Source organism: Endothiovibrio diazotrophicus, from assembly GCF_054657215.1.
In genome coordinates this window covers 25790-40923 of record NZ_BAAHXB010000022.1, presented here as the reverse complement: position 1 = coordinate 40923, position 15134 = coordinate 25790, and the positions used below count along the sequence as shown (strand labels likewise).

The 15134-nt window shown below is 68.1% G+C and carries 11 protein-coding genes; 6 read left to right on the top strand and 5 right to left on the bottom strand.

Annotated features, from left to right (window positions below; genetic code table 11):
- The first annotated feature begins 83 nt into the window (after nucleotides 1–83).
- The 3 genes from ACYQ2W_RS08200 to ACYQ2W_RS08190 all read left to right on the top strand — a co-directional run bounded on the left by ACYQ2W_RS08200 (nucleotide 84) and on the right by ACYQ2W_RS08190 (nucleotide 4606).
- Entirely contained in the window at nucleotides 84–2666 is a 2583-nt protein-coding gene (locus ACYQ2W_RS08200; RefSeq protein WP_459865140.1) for a TRAP transporter permease, read from the top strand.
- A gap of 558 nt (nucleotides 2667–3224) precedes the next feature.
- A complete protein-coding gene (gene yaaA / locus ACYQ2W_RS08195; protein ID WP_459865138.1) occupies nucleotides 3225–3998 on the top strand; it encodes a peroxide stress protein YaaA in 774 nt (257 codons plus the stop codon).
- Entirely contained in the window at nucleotides 3995–4606 is a 612-nt protein-coding gene (locus ACYQ2W_RS08190) for a protein N-terminal glutamine amidohydrolase (RefSeq protein WP_459865136.1), read from the top strand. The genes yaaA and ACYQ2W_RS08190 overlap by 4 nt, the downstream gene beginning before the upstream one ends.
- 285 nt (nucleotides 4607–4891) lie before the next feature.
- On the opposite strand, the gene ACYQ2W_RS08185 is transcribed toward ACYQ2W_RS08190, so the two are convergent.
- Entirely contained in the window at nucleotides 4892–6394 is a 1503-nt protein-coding gene (locus tag ACYQ2W_RS08185) for a response regulator (RefSeq protein WP_459865134.1), read from the bottom strand.
- Between the two features lie 230 nt (nucleotides 6395–6624).
- On the opposite strand from ACYQ2W_RS08185, the gene ACYQ2W_RS08180 reads away from it, so the two are divergent.
- The 3 genes from ACYQ2W_RS08180 (at nucleotide 6625) to ACYQ2W_RS08170 (ending at nucleotide 12243) form a co-directional block, all read left to right on the top strand.
- Complete coding sequence (locus tag ACYQ2W_RS08180; protein WP_459865132.1) at nucleotides 6625–9558, top strand: beta-propeller domain-containing protein; 2934 nt, start codon at nucleotides 6625–6627, stop codon at nucleotides 9556–9558.
- 454 nt (nucleotides 9559–10012) lie between these two features.
- On the top strand, nucleotides 10013–10924 hold the full coding sequence (locus tag ACYQ2W_RS08175; RefSeq protein ID WP_459865130.1) for an HDOD domain-containing protein: 912 nt from the start codon (nucleotides 10013–10015) through the stop codon (nucleotides 10922–10924).
- Between the two features lie 170 nt (nucleotides 10925–11094).
- Nucleotides 11095–12243 carry a Tle-like phospholipase domain-containing protein gene (locus ACYQ2W_RS08170; protein WP_459865127.1) on the top strand — a complete coding sequence of 383 codons (1149 nt, stop codon included), beginning with the start codon at nucleotides 11095–11097 and terminating at the stop codon, nucleotides 12241–12243.
- Here the strand turns inward: ACYQ2W_RS08170 and ACYQ2W_RS08165 are convergent.
- From ACYQ2W_RS08165 to ACYQ2W_RS08150, 4 genes are all read right to left on the bottom strand, one after another.
- Nucleotides 12207–12389, bottom strand: coding sequence for a hypothetical protein (locus ACYQ2W_RS08165; RefSeq protein WP_459865125.1), 183 nt, complete (start codon nucleotides 12387–12389; stop codon nucleotides 12207–12209). The two genes, ACYQ2W_RS08170 and ACYQ2W_RS08165, sit on opposite strands and share 37 nt — an antisense overlap.
- Nucleotides 12386–12610, bottom strand: a complete 225-nt coding sequence (locus ACYQ2W_RS08160) for an AbrB/MazE/SpoVT family DNA-binding domain-containing protein (RefSeq protein ID WP_459865122.1) — start codon at nucleotides 12608–12610, stop codon at nucleotides 12386–12388. Before ACYQ2W_RS08160 ends, ACYQ2W_RS08165 begins: the two co-directional genes overlap by 4 nt.
- A 1097-nt stretch (nucleotides 12611–13707) precedes the next feature.
- Nucleotides 13708–13848 carry a hypothetical protein gene (locus tag ACYQ2W_RS08155; protein ID WP_459865175.1) on the bottom strand — a complete coding sequence of 47 codons (141 nt, stop codon included), beginning with the start codon at nucleotides 13846–13848 and terminating at the stop codon, nucleotides 13708–13710.
- Nucleotides 13849–13926: 78 nt separating this feature from the next.
- Nucleotides 13927–15114: an aminotransferase class V-fold PLP-dependent enzyme gene (locus tag ACYQ2W_RS08150; RefSeq protein ID WP_459865119.1), complete on the bottom strand. Its 1188-nt coding sequence runs from the start codon at nucleotides 15112–15114 to the stop codon at nucleotides 13927–13929.
- Nucleotides 15115–15134: the final 20 nt, after the last annotated feature.

The window sequence follows — 15134 nt, the reverse complement described above, 5'->3', positions numbered from 1 at the left end:
CCCACCCCCGCTGCCCCCGTTTGCGTCGCCGCGGTAGCGGCGACCTACGGGCCCCTCCAATCGCCCGCTGACCGCAGAGACCGATGACTTCCAACGCCACCCCGAACACCGAGCGCTTCGACCCGCAACTCCACGACTTGGTCGAGGAGGCCGACAGCGGCGCCCGCCACCCCCGCGGCCTCGCCGGAAAACTCCTCTACGGCGTGCCACTGCTGTGGTCGCTGTTCCAGCTCTGGTACGCCTCCCCCCTCCCCTTCAAGCTCGGCGTCGGCGTCTTCAACAACACCGAGGCGCGGGCGATCCACCTCGCCTTCGCGCTGTTTCTCGCCTTCACTGCCTTCACCGCGCGCAAGGGCTCGCCGCGCGACCGCATCCCGCCCCTCGACTGGCTGTTCGCCCTGCTCGGCGCCTTCAGCGCCGCCTACATCTACCTCTTCTACAACCAGCTGGCGACCCGCTCCGGCCTGCCCAGCCACCTCGACCTCGGCGTCGGGCTGTGCGGCATGCTGCTGCTGCTGGAGGCGGCGCGGCGCACCCTCGGTCCGCCGCTGATGGTGGTGGCGGGGCTCTTCCTCTTCTACACCTTCGCCGGTCCGTGGATGCCCGAGGTGATCGCCCACAAGGGACAGAGCCTGAGCAAGGTGCTCTCCCACCAGTGGCTCACCACCGAGGGGGTGTTCGGCGTGGCGCTCGGTGTCTCCACCAGCTTCGTCTTCCTCTTCGTGCTGTTCGGCGCCCTGCTGGAGCAGGCCGGCGCCGGCAACTGGTTCATCCAGACCGCGTTCGCCCTGCTCGGCCACCTGCGCGGCGGCCCCGCCAAGGCGGCGGTGGTCGCCTCGGCGGCCACCGGCATGATCTCCGGCTCGTCGATCGCCAACGTCGCCACCACCGGCACCTTCACCATCCCGCTGATGAAGCGGGTCGGCTTCCCCGCCTACAAGGCCGGCGCCATCGAGGTGGCCGGTTCGACCAACGGCCAGCTCACCCCGCCGGTGATGGGGGCGGCGGCCTTCCTGATGATCGAATACGTCGGCATCTCCTACCTCGAGGTGATCCGCCACGCCATCCTGCCGGCGGCGATCTCCTACATCGCGCTGCTCTACATCGTCCACCTGGAGGCAGTGAAGGCGGGCATGCAGGGTCTGCCGAAGCCACACCGCCGCACCCTCGCCCAGACCCTCATGACCCTCACCGGAGGAACCGCCGTGATCTGCGCCATCGGCCTCGGGGTCTACCACGGCCTCGGCTGGTTGCGCGAGCCGGCCGGTCCGGCGGCGATCTTCATCGTCGGCGCGCTGATCCTCGCCACTTACCTCGGCCTGCTCAAATACAGCGCCCGCTTCCCCGAGCTGAAGCTGGACGATCCCGAGGAGGAGCTGACCCACCTCCCCGAGAGCGGCCCCACCATCCGCGTCGGCCTCTACTTCCTGCTGCCCATCGTGGTGCTGATGTGGTGCCTGATCGTCGAGCGCTTCTCGCCCGGCCTCTCCGCCTTCTGGGCCACCGCGCTGATGCTCTTCATCGTCCTCACCCAGCGCCCGCTGCTCGCCCGCTTCCGCGGCCGCCCCGCCACCGGCCAGTGGCGCCGCGGGATCAACGAGTGCCTGCTCGGCCTGGTCCACGGCGCGCGCAACATGATCCCCATCGGCGTGGCCACCGCCGCCGCCGGCATCGTGGTGGGGACGATCACCCTCACCGGTATCGGCCAGGTGATGATCGATCTGGTGGAGGCCGCCTCCGGCGGCAATCTGATGGTGGCGCTCGTCTTCACCGCCGCCATCTGCATCGTGCTGGGCATGGGCCTGCCGACCACCGCCAACTACATCGTGGTCTCCTCGCTGATGGCCCCGGTGCTGGTCTCGCTGGCGGCCAGCCACGGCCTGGCAATCCCGCTGATCGCGGTGCATATGTTCGTCTTCTACTTCGGCATCCTCGCCGACGACACCCCGCCGGTGGGGCTCGCCGCCTTCGCCGCCGCGGCGATCGCCAAGAGCGACCCGATCCGCACCGGCATCCAGGGCTTCACCTACGACATCCGCACCGCCATCCTCCCCTTCCTCTTCGTCTACAACACCCAGCTGCTGCTGATCGGCATCGACGGCTGGTGGCACCTGGCGGTGGTGGTCGGCTCGGCGGTCGCCGCCGTGCTGCTGTTCGCCGCCGCCACCCAGGGGTGGTGGCTGACCCGCAGCCGCCGCTGGGAGAGCGCCGCGCTGCTGCTGGTCGCCTTCACCCTGTTCCGCCCCGGCTTCTGGTGGGACGAGATCTATCCCCCGTTCCGGAACCTCCCGCCGCAGGAGATCTTCCAGCAGGCCGCCGCGACCCCCGCGGGCGGTGCCCTCGACTTCACGGTGGCGGGGGAAACCCTGGAGGGGGAGCACGTCGAGCGGGGCATCCACCTGCCCCTGGGGAGCGGCGCCGACGGCCGCGCCCGTCTCGAAGAGGCCGGCCTGGAGCTGCGCCGGGAGGGGGGCGAGGTGATCGTCGACGATGTCCTCTTCGGCAGTCCCGCCGAGCAGTTGGGCATCGACTACGACTGGAAGATCACCGAACTGCGGGTGGAGAACGACCGCCCCGCCAAGGAGTGGATCTACCTTCCCGCCCTGCTGCTGCTGGCGCTGGTCGCCTTCGTGCAACGCCGCCGCGCCGCATCGGCAACGTCATAGGGCGTGCCGCGCACGCCGTGTCAAACAGACATGCCACTGCGCGAGGACGGTGGGCGAACCGTCCGATCGGTCGTTCCGTTCAACACGGCGCGCACGGCACGCCCTATAGCCAACCTCGTCGGACGAGTTCCCACGCACTCGTTCCCACGCTCTGCGTGGGAACGCCCTCTTCGACGCTCCGCGTCGTGTCCAGCGAAGGCACCGCTCCTGCAGCGCGCCGCCACCGCGAGGACGCAGAGCGTCCAAGGCCCCTGGTTACGACGCAGAGCGTCGTAACCAGGGGAACCAGACCAGTCTCGTTCCCACGCTCTGCGTGGGAACGTCTTCTCCGACGCTCCGCGTCGCGTCAAACGAGGCTCCCCCCTTGTCGTGCCGCCGTCAGGACGCAGAGCGTCCGAGATCCCTGGTTACGACGCAGAGCGTCGTAACCAGGGGCCTGCGTCGTAACCAGGGATCGTTCGCGGCGAGGCTCCGATCAGGCGAAATCACGGTGCGGTTTTTCGCCACCCGGCCGGCTGCTACCATGGCGCCTTCCGAAACCTTGCGGCGCCCCCCACCATGCTGATCGTCATCTCCCCCGCCAAGACCCTCGACTACGACACCCCACCGACCACCGCCGAGCACACCCTCCCCGACTATCTGGAGCACTCGCAACAGCTGATCGAGCGGGCGCGCCGCTACTCCGCCCTCGATCTGGCCGAGCTGATGGAGATCAGCATGAAGCTCGCCGAGCTCAACTTCGAGCGCTTCCAGGCGTGGCACACCCCGTTCACCCCGGAGAACGCCAAACAGGCACTGCTCGCCTTCAAGGGGGACGTCTACACCGGCCTCGACGCCACGACCCTGGACGCCGCCGACCTCGCCTTCGCCCAGGACCACCTGCGCATCCTCTCCGGCCTCTACGGCCTGCTCCGCCCGCTCGACCTGATGCAGCCCTACCGCATGGAGATGGGCCGCCGGATCGACACCGAGCGGGGCAGGAACCTCTACGCCTTCTGGGGCGAGATCATCACCGACGGATTGAATCGCCAGCTCAAGGCCCTCGACACGCCCTACCTGATCAACCTCGCCTCCGGTGAGTACTTCAAGTCGGTCAAACCGAAGAGCCTCGACGGCGAGATCATCACCCCCGAGTTCAAGGACTGGAAGAACGGCGCCTACAAGATGATGGGGGTCTACGCCAAGAAGGCCCGCGGCCAGCTGAGCCGCTACGTGATCGAAAACCGGCTGACCGATCCGGAGGAGATGAAGGGCTTCGGCGTCGACGGCTACGCCTTCAACGAGGAACTCACCGACGGCAACCAATGGGTCTTCACCCGCCGCCCGTCGTGACCGCAGCCGCACGGGAAACGCTCCCCTACACCCCGCTCTTCTGCGAGGAGAACATCTGGCTGCTCGCCCGCACGCTGCGCGAACAGGGTGTCGCTGCCGACGGGATGTGGGTGCTGCTGATCTCCAGCCCCGCCCACCAGGTGGCGTTGCTCCACCAACGGGCCGGTGACGACCACAACCTCGCGCTGTGGGACTACCACGTCGTCCTCCACGCGCGGATCGACGACGAGGAGCGGATCTACGACTTCGACACCACCCTCCCCTTTCCCTGCCCGGCGGCCCGCTACCTCGATGAGACCTTCCCGCCGGAGGCGCTGACCCCGCCGCCGCTACGGGCGACGATCCGCCGCATCCCGGCGACCGCGTACCTGCACCGCTTCCACTCCGACCGCAGCCACATGGTAGGCAGCGTCCCCGCCGACTGCTTTCCGCCGTGGCCGGCGATCACCCCCGATCACCCCGAGATCGTCCGCCTGCGCGAGTATAGGGAGATGGGCCGCGAGCTGCACGACGGCAGCCTCCTGCTGTCGCCGGAGGCATACCGGCGGCTGATCGCGGCGGAATCGGAGGCGGCACCATCGCGACCGCTGGGCCGCTCCTACCGGTGAGGATGACGGTCGGCCCGCTCCACTCCACCGAGCGAACCGATATTCACCCGGCCGAACGGAACTCCCCGCCAATACGCTTCCCTCCGCTCTTTCCGGGCGGTGCCCCCGCTCAACACGGCGCGCACGGCGCGCCCCATAGGGCGGCCCGCGGCCGCCAGCTCCTTCCCTCCGCCCTACCGGGACGAGCCCCCTCATCGGGCAGGGCAAGAGGCAATTCGCGGGCCCCAATTGCCTACGAGTGCGGCGCGGAGAGTCCGGCGGCGGCGCGTTGGGCTTCGCTCCCGCTCAGCCCACCACCCGCCGCACGCGCGGAATCAGGTCGTGGACCACCACCGGCTTCACCGTGAAGTCCACCGCGCCCATGCGCAGCGCCTTCTCGCGGGTCTCGATCTTGTCATCGCCGGTGACCATGATCACCGGGATCGCCTGGGTGGCGGGGTCGCGCTGCAGCGCTTCCAGCAATTGGAAGCCATCCATCTCCGGCATCACGATGTCGAGCAGGATCAGGTGCGGTTTCTGCGGTCCGCGCAGCAGCGCCAGCGCCTCGCGCCCATCCCCGGCGGCGATCACGTCCACCCCGAGGGTGCTCAGGTGCATGGTGAGGATGCTGCGCACCATCGACTGGTCGTCCACCACCATCACCCGCGGCCGCACCGCCGGCAGCTCGGCGAAGAAGGTGCTGCCCGCCCCCGGCCTGGATTCCGCCCGCAGCAGGCCGCCGTGGGCCTCCATGATGTTGTGGCTGAAGGGCATGCCGAAACCGGTGCCGCGCTCGCCGGCGGTGCCCGGCGTGGAGACCTTCTCCTCCAGCCGGAACAGCTTCGGCAGCACCTCCGGCGGGATCCCCACCCCACGGTCCTGCACCGCCACGGTGGTGGGGTGGGAGTCGGGGGTGAAGACCCGCACCCGTCCGCCCGGCTGGCTGAACTTGATGGCATTGGAGATCAGGTTCTGCATCACCTGGCCGAACAGCGTCGCGTCGGCGTAGATGCGGCTCCCCTCGGCCACCTGGTTGACGATCGTCACCTCCTTGCCCTTGGCCATCTGCGCCAGGGGCTGGAGCGACGCGGAGACCACGTAGTGGGCGTCGAGGAACTCCGGGTAGGGGGTGATCTTGCCCTGCTGGAGGCGGCTGATGTCGAGCAGGTCCTCCACCACGTTGAGCAGCCGCTTGCCGGACATCCAGATCTCGGTGGAGAGCTCCTTCAGCTCCTCCGCCTGCAGACCGTTCTCCTCGGCGTTGGCCAGCAGCTCGGCGAGGCCGACGATCCCACCCAGCGGTCCGCGCAGGTCGTGGGCCACCAGGGAGACGAACTTGTCCTTCAGCCGGGTCGCCTCCTCGGCGGTGGTCAGCGCCTCCTCCAGGGTGCGTTCCTGGCGCTTGCGGTGGACCGCGTAGTTGGTCTGGCGACGCAACAGGCGGGGGTAGGTCTCGTCCTTGATCAGGAAATCCTGGGCGCCCATCTTCATCGCCAGGGTACCCACCGCCTCGTCGCTGGTGCCGGTGAGCACCACCACCGGCAGCTCCTGCTCCACCTTGCGGAAGCGCGAGAGGGTCTCCAGGCCGTCGGAATCGGGCAGGGTGAGATCGAGCAACACCACGTCCACCGGGGCGTGGGCGTGATCGGCAACGTAGGCGATGCCGTCGGCCAGCGTGGAGAGATGGATCACCTCCGCCGCCTCGGCCGCCTCACCCGTCTCGAAAATCGAGCGCACCAGCATCGCCGAGGAGTTGGCGTCTTCGATCAGCAAAATCCGTTTGGCGAGGAAAAAGAGGGGTTCGCTCATGAGTCAGGATGCGGAAACCGGGTGATCCCTTATCGGATGTTCTGCCCGCAACATACACCAAATGACCTGACGGGATAAACCGTTTGGTCAACGCCCGGCGCGAAAATGAAGACCAAGGAATTTCCCCCCCTCGCTTCAGCCGAACGCCCATCCCGCCCGACCGCCGAAAATACTATTCTTGATGTGAGAAACCTAGGATGTTCCCGATCCAGCGCCGCGGAGACTTCACGATGTACCGACTCATCCCCTTGCTGTTTCTGCTGTTGAGCGTCCCGGCCGCCGCTTGGCAGGTGGCGTTCGACCCCGACGACAGCCGCATCCACGTCACCAACGACCGCACCCTCTCCGGGGTGGAGACCTACCTGGTGGAGGCCGACCTCGACCAGCCCAGCGCGCGCTGGCACTCCTGGAGCCTCGACGACGGCTGGCGCCCGGGCCTCCAACCGGCCGCCGCGCGGCCGCTGACGTTGGCGCCGTTCGCCGACCGCGCCGTCGCCGACCTCCCCGAGGCGTGCGACGAGGAGCGGCGCTGCATCCTCGCCCTGGTGGCGGTCGCCCCGGGCGACGCCCCGCTCGACAGCGGCAACTGGCTGGCCGCCTCGATCCATCCCCTCACCGCGGCCGCCGCCCGCCTGCGGCTGCCCGGCCAGCGGCTCTTCCTCTCCAGCGACGGCAGCGGCCGCGAAATCACCAATGACGCCCCCACCGCCCTCGCCGGGGATACCGCCGCCCCCACACCCACCGCCGACGGCTCGGTGACCGAATCGACCACCGAGAAACCCGACCTCTTCCGCCTGGAGGGGAGCCGGCTGCTCTACGCCAATGGTTCCGCCGAACGCTTCCAGGTGATCGACCTCAGCGACCCCGCCGCGCCACGCCTCGCCGCCCAGCTCACCCTGCAGGGGACGCCGCGGGAGATCTACGCCCTCGACGGCTACTACCTGCTGATGCAGGGCAACCAGTGGGGCAGCGACGAGGGCACCCGCATCACCACCCTGCGGCTGACCGACGACGGAATCCTGGAGAACGTGGCGGAGTACACGCTGGACAACCACTTCGTCGAATCGCGCCGCCGCGACGGGGTGATCTACGCGGTGACCCAGCAGTACGGCAACGGCGACGGCACCACCGCGGTCACCGTCCACGCCCTGGCGATGGGGTCCGACGGTTCCATCGAGGAGCGTACCAGCGCCCGGTTCGACGGCTACTCCCCAACCGTGGCGATCTTCCCCGATCACCTGGTGGTCACCGGCCACGACACCTCCGACTGGCGCGCCACCAACGTCCAGCTCTACGACCTGGACCGCACCGACACCCCGCTCCACGCCCGCCCGCAGATCCAGGTCCCCGGCCAGATCCCCTCGGAATTCCATCTCGACGTCAGCGACGGCCTGCTACGGCTGGTCTACGGTCCGCCGGAGCGGGACAGCGGCAGCACGCTGGCGATCTACGACCTCGGCGAGGAGACGCCGACGCTCGCCGGCAGCGTCGGCGCCATCGCCCCCGGCGAGGCGCTCTTCGCCACCCGCTTCGTCGGCGACACCGCCTACGTGGTGACCTACGAGCGGACCGACCCGCTGTGGGTGATCGACCTCACCGACCCCACCGCCCCGGCGCTGGCCGGCGAACTGGAGGTGCCCGGCTGGTCGGAGCAGCTCTTCTTCCATGACCAGCGGCTGTTCGCCGTCGGCATCGACGACCAGCCGAGCGGCGACGAGAGCTGGGCGCGGCGGGTCGCGGTGAGTCTGTTCGACGTGGCCGACCCGACCCGGCCGCAACTGCTCTCGCGCCTCACCCCGCAGATCGGCGCCGCCACCTATACCCACTCGCCGGCCCTCGACGACGAGCGCGCCCTGCTCCTCGACTGGACCGACGGCTACGCCGCCCTGCCGATCACCGGCTGGGACAGCACCACCGTCAACCAACTGCAACTGGTCTCCATCGGCCCCGACACCCTCATCGACGGCGGCCAGCTCGCCACCGCCAGCGCCATCCAACGCAGCGTCGAACTGGACGGCGAGACCCTCGCCGCCCTCGGCGACCAGACCCTGGTCACCCTGCTCCGCGGCAACGGCACCCCGCAACCGCTGGGCGAACTGGAGCTGGCCCGCAACCTCACCTGGATCGCCGCCGACGGCGGGCAGGTGTGGGTCAGCGGCAACGGCGACGGTGGCTACCGGCGCCTCTATCGCCACACCCCCGACCAGTTGGAGGAGCCGGCCGAGCAGTGGACCCTGGCCGACACCTTCGTGGCGGCCACCGCCAACGGCAGCGACCTGCTCTTCTACAACGTCAACCCGCTGACCGCCCAACGGGTCCATGACGGCCAACCGGGGCCGCTGCTCACCCTGGAGGAGGGCGAGGAGAGCGGCAACAGCTGGTGGCAACGCAGCCTGCTGCTGACCGACGACCACCTCTACCTCAGCGAACACCGCGCTACCATCCGCCCGCTGGTCGCCGTCACCATCGACCAGTTGCTGCCCGAGGTCGAAAACGAGGGGCTATCCACCCTGCGCAGTTGGCAGCTCGCCGCCGACGGCAGCGCGGTCGAGGAGAGCGAACGCACCATCCCCGGCCAGGCGGTGGCGGTAAGCGACGATGGCGAACTGCTCACCCTGGAGTACAACTACGACGGCAGCGGCGCGCAACTCCACCGCCTCACCCTGGAAGCGGAGGCGGCGCGACTGGTGGAGAGCTTCCCCCTGCCCTGCTCGTGGCCCACCGCCCGCTGGCAGCCGCCGGCGCTCTACGTCACCTGTGCCGGCAGCTACTACTACGCCTACGACGCCGTCGACCTCTCGGGGAACGCCACCACGCTGATCCGCTACGGCGCCGACGGCGGCTTCCACGAGGAGGGGCGCTGGGAGCTGGACGGTGCCACCTACCTGATGGCCGCCAACGCCAGCCGGGTACTGGTCAATCAATACCGCTACGGCCCCTACACCCCGGTGCCCGACGTCGCCACGCTGGAGGTGGGCGTCACCACCACCACCTCCCTCTTCGCCCCCCCCGTCGAGACGAGCTGCCGGATCCTCGACCTGAGCGGCAGCGAGGTGGTGGAAGTGGCCACCGTGGAGGATTGCTCCGCCTCCGCCAGCGTGCTGACCGACGACCGCCTGCTCCAGGCCCGCGGCTACGCCGGCATCCGCGAGACCCGCTGGTAGCGGTTCGTCCAAAAAGCCGAGGGATCTCCGCACGCAATAGCGTGCGGAAGTCTCCCACCGGCCCCATTACGGTGGCAGTTTCGTTCGACACGGCGCCCGCGGGGCGCCCTATAGGGCGCCCCGCGGGCGCCGTGTCGAACGAAGGCAAGCGCTACAAGCCCCCCACGCACCGACGTATTCAGCCAAGCGCGATGAACATCTCCGCGCCTCTCCAAAACCATCCGTCCAGTTGGAAGGACGGAAAGGAAGCGCCTTTTTCCCACATCGATCAAGCAATTTCCTGATACACATTAACCGAAAAATGACGTCTTTTTATAAGGGAGGATTGAGCGATCCGCCCCCCCCGCCCACGGGCGGCGCAAAACCCGTTCAGCGGAACGGATTCCTGACCACGCACCGCCACGGCGTTGTCCCCCGGGAACGCCAAAGCCCGTTCAAACAGGAGAAACGTTCCATGCTCGCCGCCATCGACCCCACCACCGCCCTCCCCGAACTCACCGACGACCAGTTCAAGGAACTGGCCAAGGGCATCCAGATCCCGCCCCAGCCCAACACCCTGCTCGAAGTGGAGCGCGAGACCCGCAAGAGCGAGCCGAGCCTGCACACCCTCTCCCACATCGTCAGCCGCGACGTCGGGGTCTCCGCCGGCATCCTCAAGGCGGTCAACTCGCCGCTGTTCGGCATGCGCAAGACCATCAGCTCCATCGAGCACGCGGTCAACCTCCTCGGCATCCGCAACATCCAGAGCGTGGTCGCCAGCATGTCGCTGCGCGAGAGCATCAACAAGCACGGCTCCCCCGCCCTCGACCGCTTCCTCGACTCCGCCAACGACTGCGCCCTGGTCTGCTCCTACCTCGCCAAAACGCTGCGCATCATGCAGCCCGAGGACGCCTACACCCTGGGCCTGTTCCACGACGTCGGCATGCCGATGATGATCCTGCGCTTCCCCAACTACAAAACGGTGCTGATCGAGGCCAACCAGACCGCCACCTACACCCTGACCGAGGTGGAGGACAAGCACCTGGGGACCAACCACGCGGTGGTCGGCTACCTGGTCGCCCGCTCCTGGAAACTGCCACCGCTGATCGCCAACGCGATCTTCAACCACCACCGCATCGGCGAGCTGCTCAACGCCTCGCGGATGGGGATCAACGGCGGCGGCGACGACCGCGAGCTATGCGCCGCGATCAGCATGCTGCTGCTCGCCGAACACATCAGCTACACCTACCGCGGGCGCACCGATTTCCACGAGTGGCGGCGCACCGGCGAGGCGGTGCTGGAGTTCTTCGACCTCAAGCGGGAAGAGTTCGACGACCTCAAGGAGGAGGTGCTGGAGCTGCTGCGCGACGACGAGCGGGGGATCTGAGGCGATCGCCGGTCGGATTCTTCGGTGGATGGGATGTGATGGGCGCCGCACCGCCCATCACCGCCTCCCCCCATGGCCGATGGCCCGATCGTTCAATCGCCCCATTGTTCAATCGCCCCATTGTTCAATCGGGTTAGACTACCGGTCCCATTGACCCACCACCAACGCCCATGACGCCTCCGCCCCGCCTGCGGACGACCCTGCCGCTCCTTGCCATCCTCCTCCTCCCGCCGACGCTGCGCGCTGGAGAGGAGACGGTCCCCCGCACCGCGGCGCCGCGCACCATCCCCGACACCACCTACCCCTGCGATCTGGCCTGCGCCACCCGCAACTACCCCTATGCGGTACTCAGTCTCGGCACCTACGAGAGTGAGGACCTCGCAGCGTGGAACGGCTGGCAGCGGATCCGGGTGGACGAGGACGGCTCCACCGGCTACCGCGCCTCCATCTACCGCCACGACGGACGGCGTGAGATCGCCATCGCCTACGCCGGCACCGACGCCCTCGACCTCAACGACTGGCTCACCGACGTCGAGCTGCTGTTCGCCGGCAGCGTCCCCGCCCAGTACCGCCAGGGCGGCGTCACCGCCCTCAACACCCTGGTCGAGATGGGCGGGGATGCGGCGCAGGCCGGCTACCGCCTGACCCTCACCGGCCACTCCCTCGGCGGCGGCATGGCCCAGTTCGTCGGCCGCGTGCTGCACCGCCGCGCCACCACCTTCAACACCCTGCCGATCGCCGACGACGTCAGCGCCGCCGCGCTGATGTACGACGACTACTTCAGCCGCGAGGCGCCCCAGCTCCAGGGCGACGGTGAAGAGATCGTCAACCTGGTCGCCCGCGACGGCGACGACGGCTACGACATCGCCGCCGACTGGTTCAGCGGCGACCTGTGGGGCACCACCTACCTCGTCGACGTCGAGGTGGACGACCTGCTCTTTTCGATCCCCGACCTCTACCAGCGCCACGCCCTCGGCACGCTGATCGACGCACTGCAACGCCGCCTCACCACCGCGACCCTCGGCGGGCTGACCGTGAACGACGACTGGGCGTGCGCCGGCCAGCCGCAGGAGCGGCAGTGGACCATCTTCGCCGACGGCACCTTCCGCGCCATCGACTGGAGCGACACCGGCATCTGGTGGCTGGAGGGCACGCAGGTGAACATGGTCGACGACGGCGCCGTCACCTACCGCGGGAGCATAGGCGAGGATGGCGTCACCCTGAGCGGGGCGATGGAAGGCGACGACGGGCGCAGCGGCTGCTGGCAGGCGACCTATACCCCTCAGGCGGCCAGTTCGAACAGATCGGGCGTGCCGTAGTGGTGGAGCTGCTCCGGCGCAGAGAGGGTGGACTCCAGCAGGGCGGGATCCCGAATGCCGGAGGGACCACCGTGCTCGGCCAACTGCGCCGCGTGGATCGGCACCACCGCGCGCCGGTCGATCCACACCGGCGCCGCGGGGCTCATTTCGCCAGTTCCCGCAGAACGTCGCGGTCCTCCCGCATGATCGCCTCGGCAGCTTCGAGCTGCCGCGCCACCTCGGGGTCGTAAGGGCTGAGCAGAAACCCTTCGGGGGTCTCGGTGAGATAGAGCGCATCCCCCTTCCGGGCGTGGAGCAACGCCAACGCCTCCTTGGGCAGGATGACGCCGGCGGAGTTGCCGATGGCCTTGATCTCCAGCTTGATCATGGTGGGTCTCCCGAACGACGTTACAACAAACGTAATACGCCGCTCTCGGGAATTCAACCACCCTTACGGCGAGGTCCCGCCATCCCGGCGACCTCGGCACGTCGCCGGTCATCACCACGAAGAGGAGAAAGCGGAGCAGCCGCTGCATTCCCACACTGGTGCGTGGGAACGATCAATAAATCCACCCCCTCCGACCGTCAACGGCATAGGCCTTCCGATACAACAGCGTCATCAGTCCCATTCCTACCAACATCGACCAACACACCCACGTCGGTATCGATTCCGGATTCTGGTGTTGTAGTTATCGTTCGCGACGATTGCCGTGATTCCGCCAGATTTCCGCCGTGCCTCCGGAGAAGTGCGCTCTTCCGATGGCACCGCCTCTCCTGTAGGAGCGGCCCCGAGGCCGCGATGGGGTCGGAGTGCGGCGCTTCGGATTCGACGGTGGTGGGAAACGGGAAGGGCGTCATCGCGGCCTAGGAGCCTGTCGGGCTATGGGGGATCGAGTCGCGGGAGTGGGAGGGCGGCCCCAATTTTTCGAAAATCTGAGGAGAATAGTGAGCTATTTGACGAGGATTTTCGGAAAAATGGGGCCGTCATCCCGCTTTCGCGGCCGATTCATCCAAAGTCCGACAGGCTCCTAGGGGCCGCTCCTACAGGACAGAGCGGGAGCAGCGGGGCGTGGGGATCGGGGCCTTGTGGGGGCTTCGTTTGTTCGGAAGGTGTAGGGGTCGCGGCAACAACGCTGCCCCCGTTCGCGTCGGCGCGGTAGCGCCGACCTACGGCAACGTCCCGGTCTTACCTCCTGGGCTGAAATTGCCCGTAGGTCGGCGCTACCGCGCCGACGCGAACGGGGGCAGCGGGATCGCGGGGACAAGTGGCCTTGCCGAGTGCTTCGTTTGTTCGGAAGGAATTGGAACGGCGGTTGCGGAGGTGCCCCCGTTTGCGTCGGCGCGGTAGCGCCGACCTACTGGCGGCTTCGGATCAGCGGCAAGGGTTTACCCGTCTGCGGAATCGACAGGCAGATGTGAGTGAGCCATCCATGGAGACCGCAACGCGGCCTCCATCAGTCGTTGAAGTGGAGGGATGGCCGCGGATCACTTCAGGCCAAATCGAAACGATCCAGGCCCATCAATCAGCTCCTCGTCCGGTACCTCCCGGCCGAGGTAGCAGCTGCGCGGCCCCATGTCACGGTGGATCAGCTTGAACCAGGCGCGGGCGAAGACGTCAGCGAACACCTCCGGATCCTGGCGGAAGCGCCACGCTAAGCGGCACGCACGATAGCGAGCAAAAGTGTCACATACCTTCACGCTGCTTTACTCCGCCCAACTACGCGGCAGTTCCTCGCGCAGCGCCGCGACGAGCGCATCAATATCGGCGCGATTGGTATAGAGGTGGCAAGAGACCCGCACCGAGCGCTTGCCGAGGTGTTCGACGACCGGCACCTCGATCCGATACCGCTGCCACAAGCGTTCCATCAGCGGCCGGGCCTCCCCGGGCGGCAGCGGGCAGCTGACCATGCTGCCGTACCACGCCTCGGCCGTCGGTGGCTCCAAACCCGTCAGCTCGACGATCCGCTCACGGGCGTAGCGGGCCAGTGCGTGTGTCCGGGCGCGGAAGGCATCGAGGCCCACTTCGTTCTCCAGCAGGTCCAGTGCCGCGGTCGTCGCCAGGTACGGCGATGAATCGCGCGTGCCGGGCCAGATGAACTCCTCCCACCACGCCTCCGGCCTGCGCGGCAGGAGCCGCCCCCAGCACAACTGCGTCGGCTTGATCTGCGCGTGCCAGCGGGGATCGACCCACAGGAACCCCGAGCCGAACGGTGCGCTGACCCACTTGTGCAGGCTCACGCAGTAGAAGTCGCACGGCAGGGAACGCAGTGACAGCGCGGTCTGCGCGGGGGCGTGGGGCCCGTCGACCACAACGGCGATGCCGCGGCGGCGGGCCTCCTCGCAGATCTGCCGGACGGGGAGGATCACCGCGCTCGGCGAGGTAATGTGACTGACCACCAGCAGCCGGGTGCGATCGGTTGCGGCGGAGAAGAGGGCGTCGACGATCTCCTGCTCGTCGTGAAACCTCTCGGGCAGCGCCGCCGTCCTGAGTATCGCCCCCGCCGCATCGCACGCCCGTTGCCAGATCCGCACCACCGCGCCGTACTCGTGGTCGGTGAGCAGGACCTCGTCGTTCGCTTGCAGCGGGAACGAGTTGGCCACGACGTTCATCCCGTCGGTGGCGTTCTCCACGAAGGCGATGCAGTCGGGCGCCGCATCGACGAAGCGCGCGAGGCGGTCACGGGCGGCCAGCCAGGCCGGTTCAAACTGACGGGCGTAGAAGTCCATTGGCTGGCTACGGAGCCGCTGCTGCCACTCCTCTTGGGCGGCGATCACGCGCCGCGGCGGCGGACCGAAGGAGCCGTGGTTCAAGTAGATGGTATCGGTGCGGATCGGCCACTCGTCCCGCCACTTCCGCCAGGCCGGATCATCCTTAATGGAAGGCGCGTTCATCAGCGGGTTCGGCTCCGATG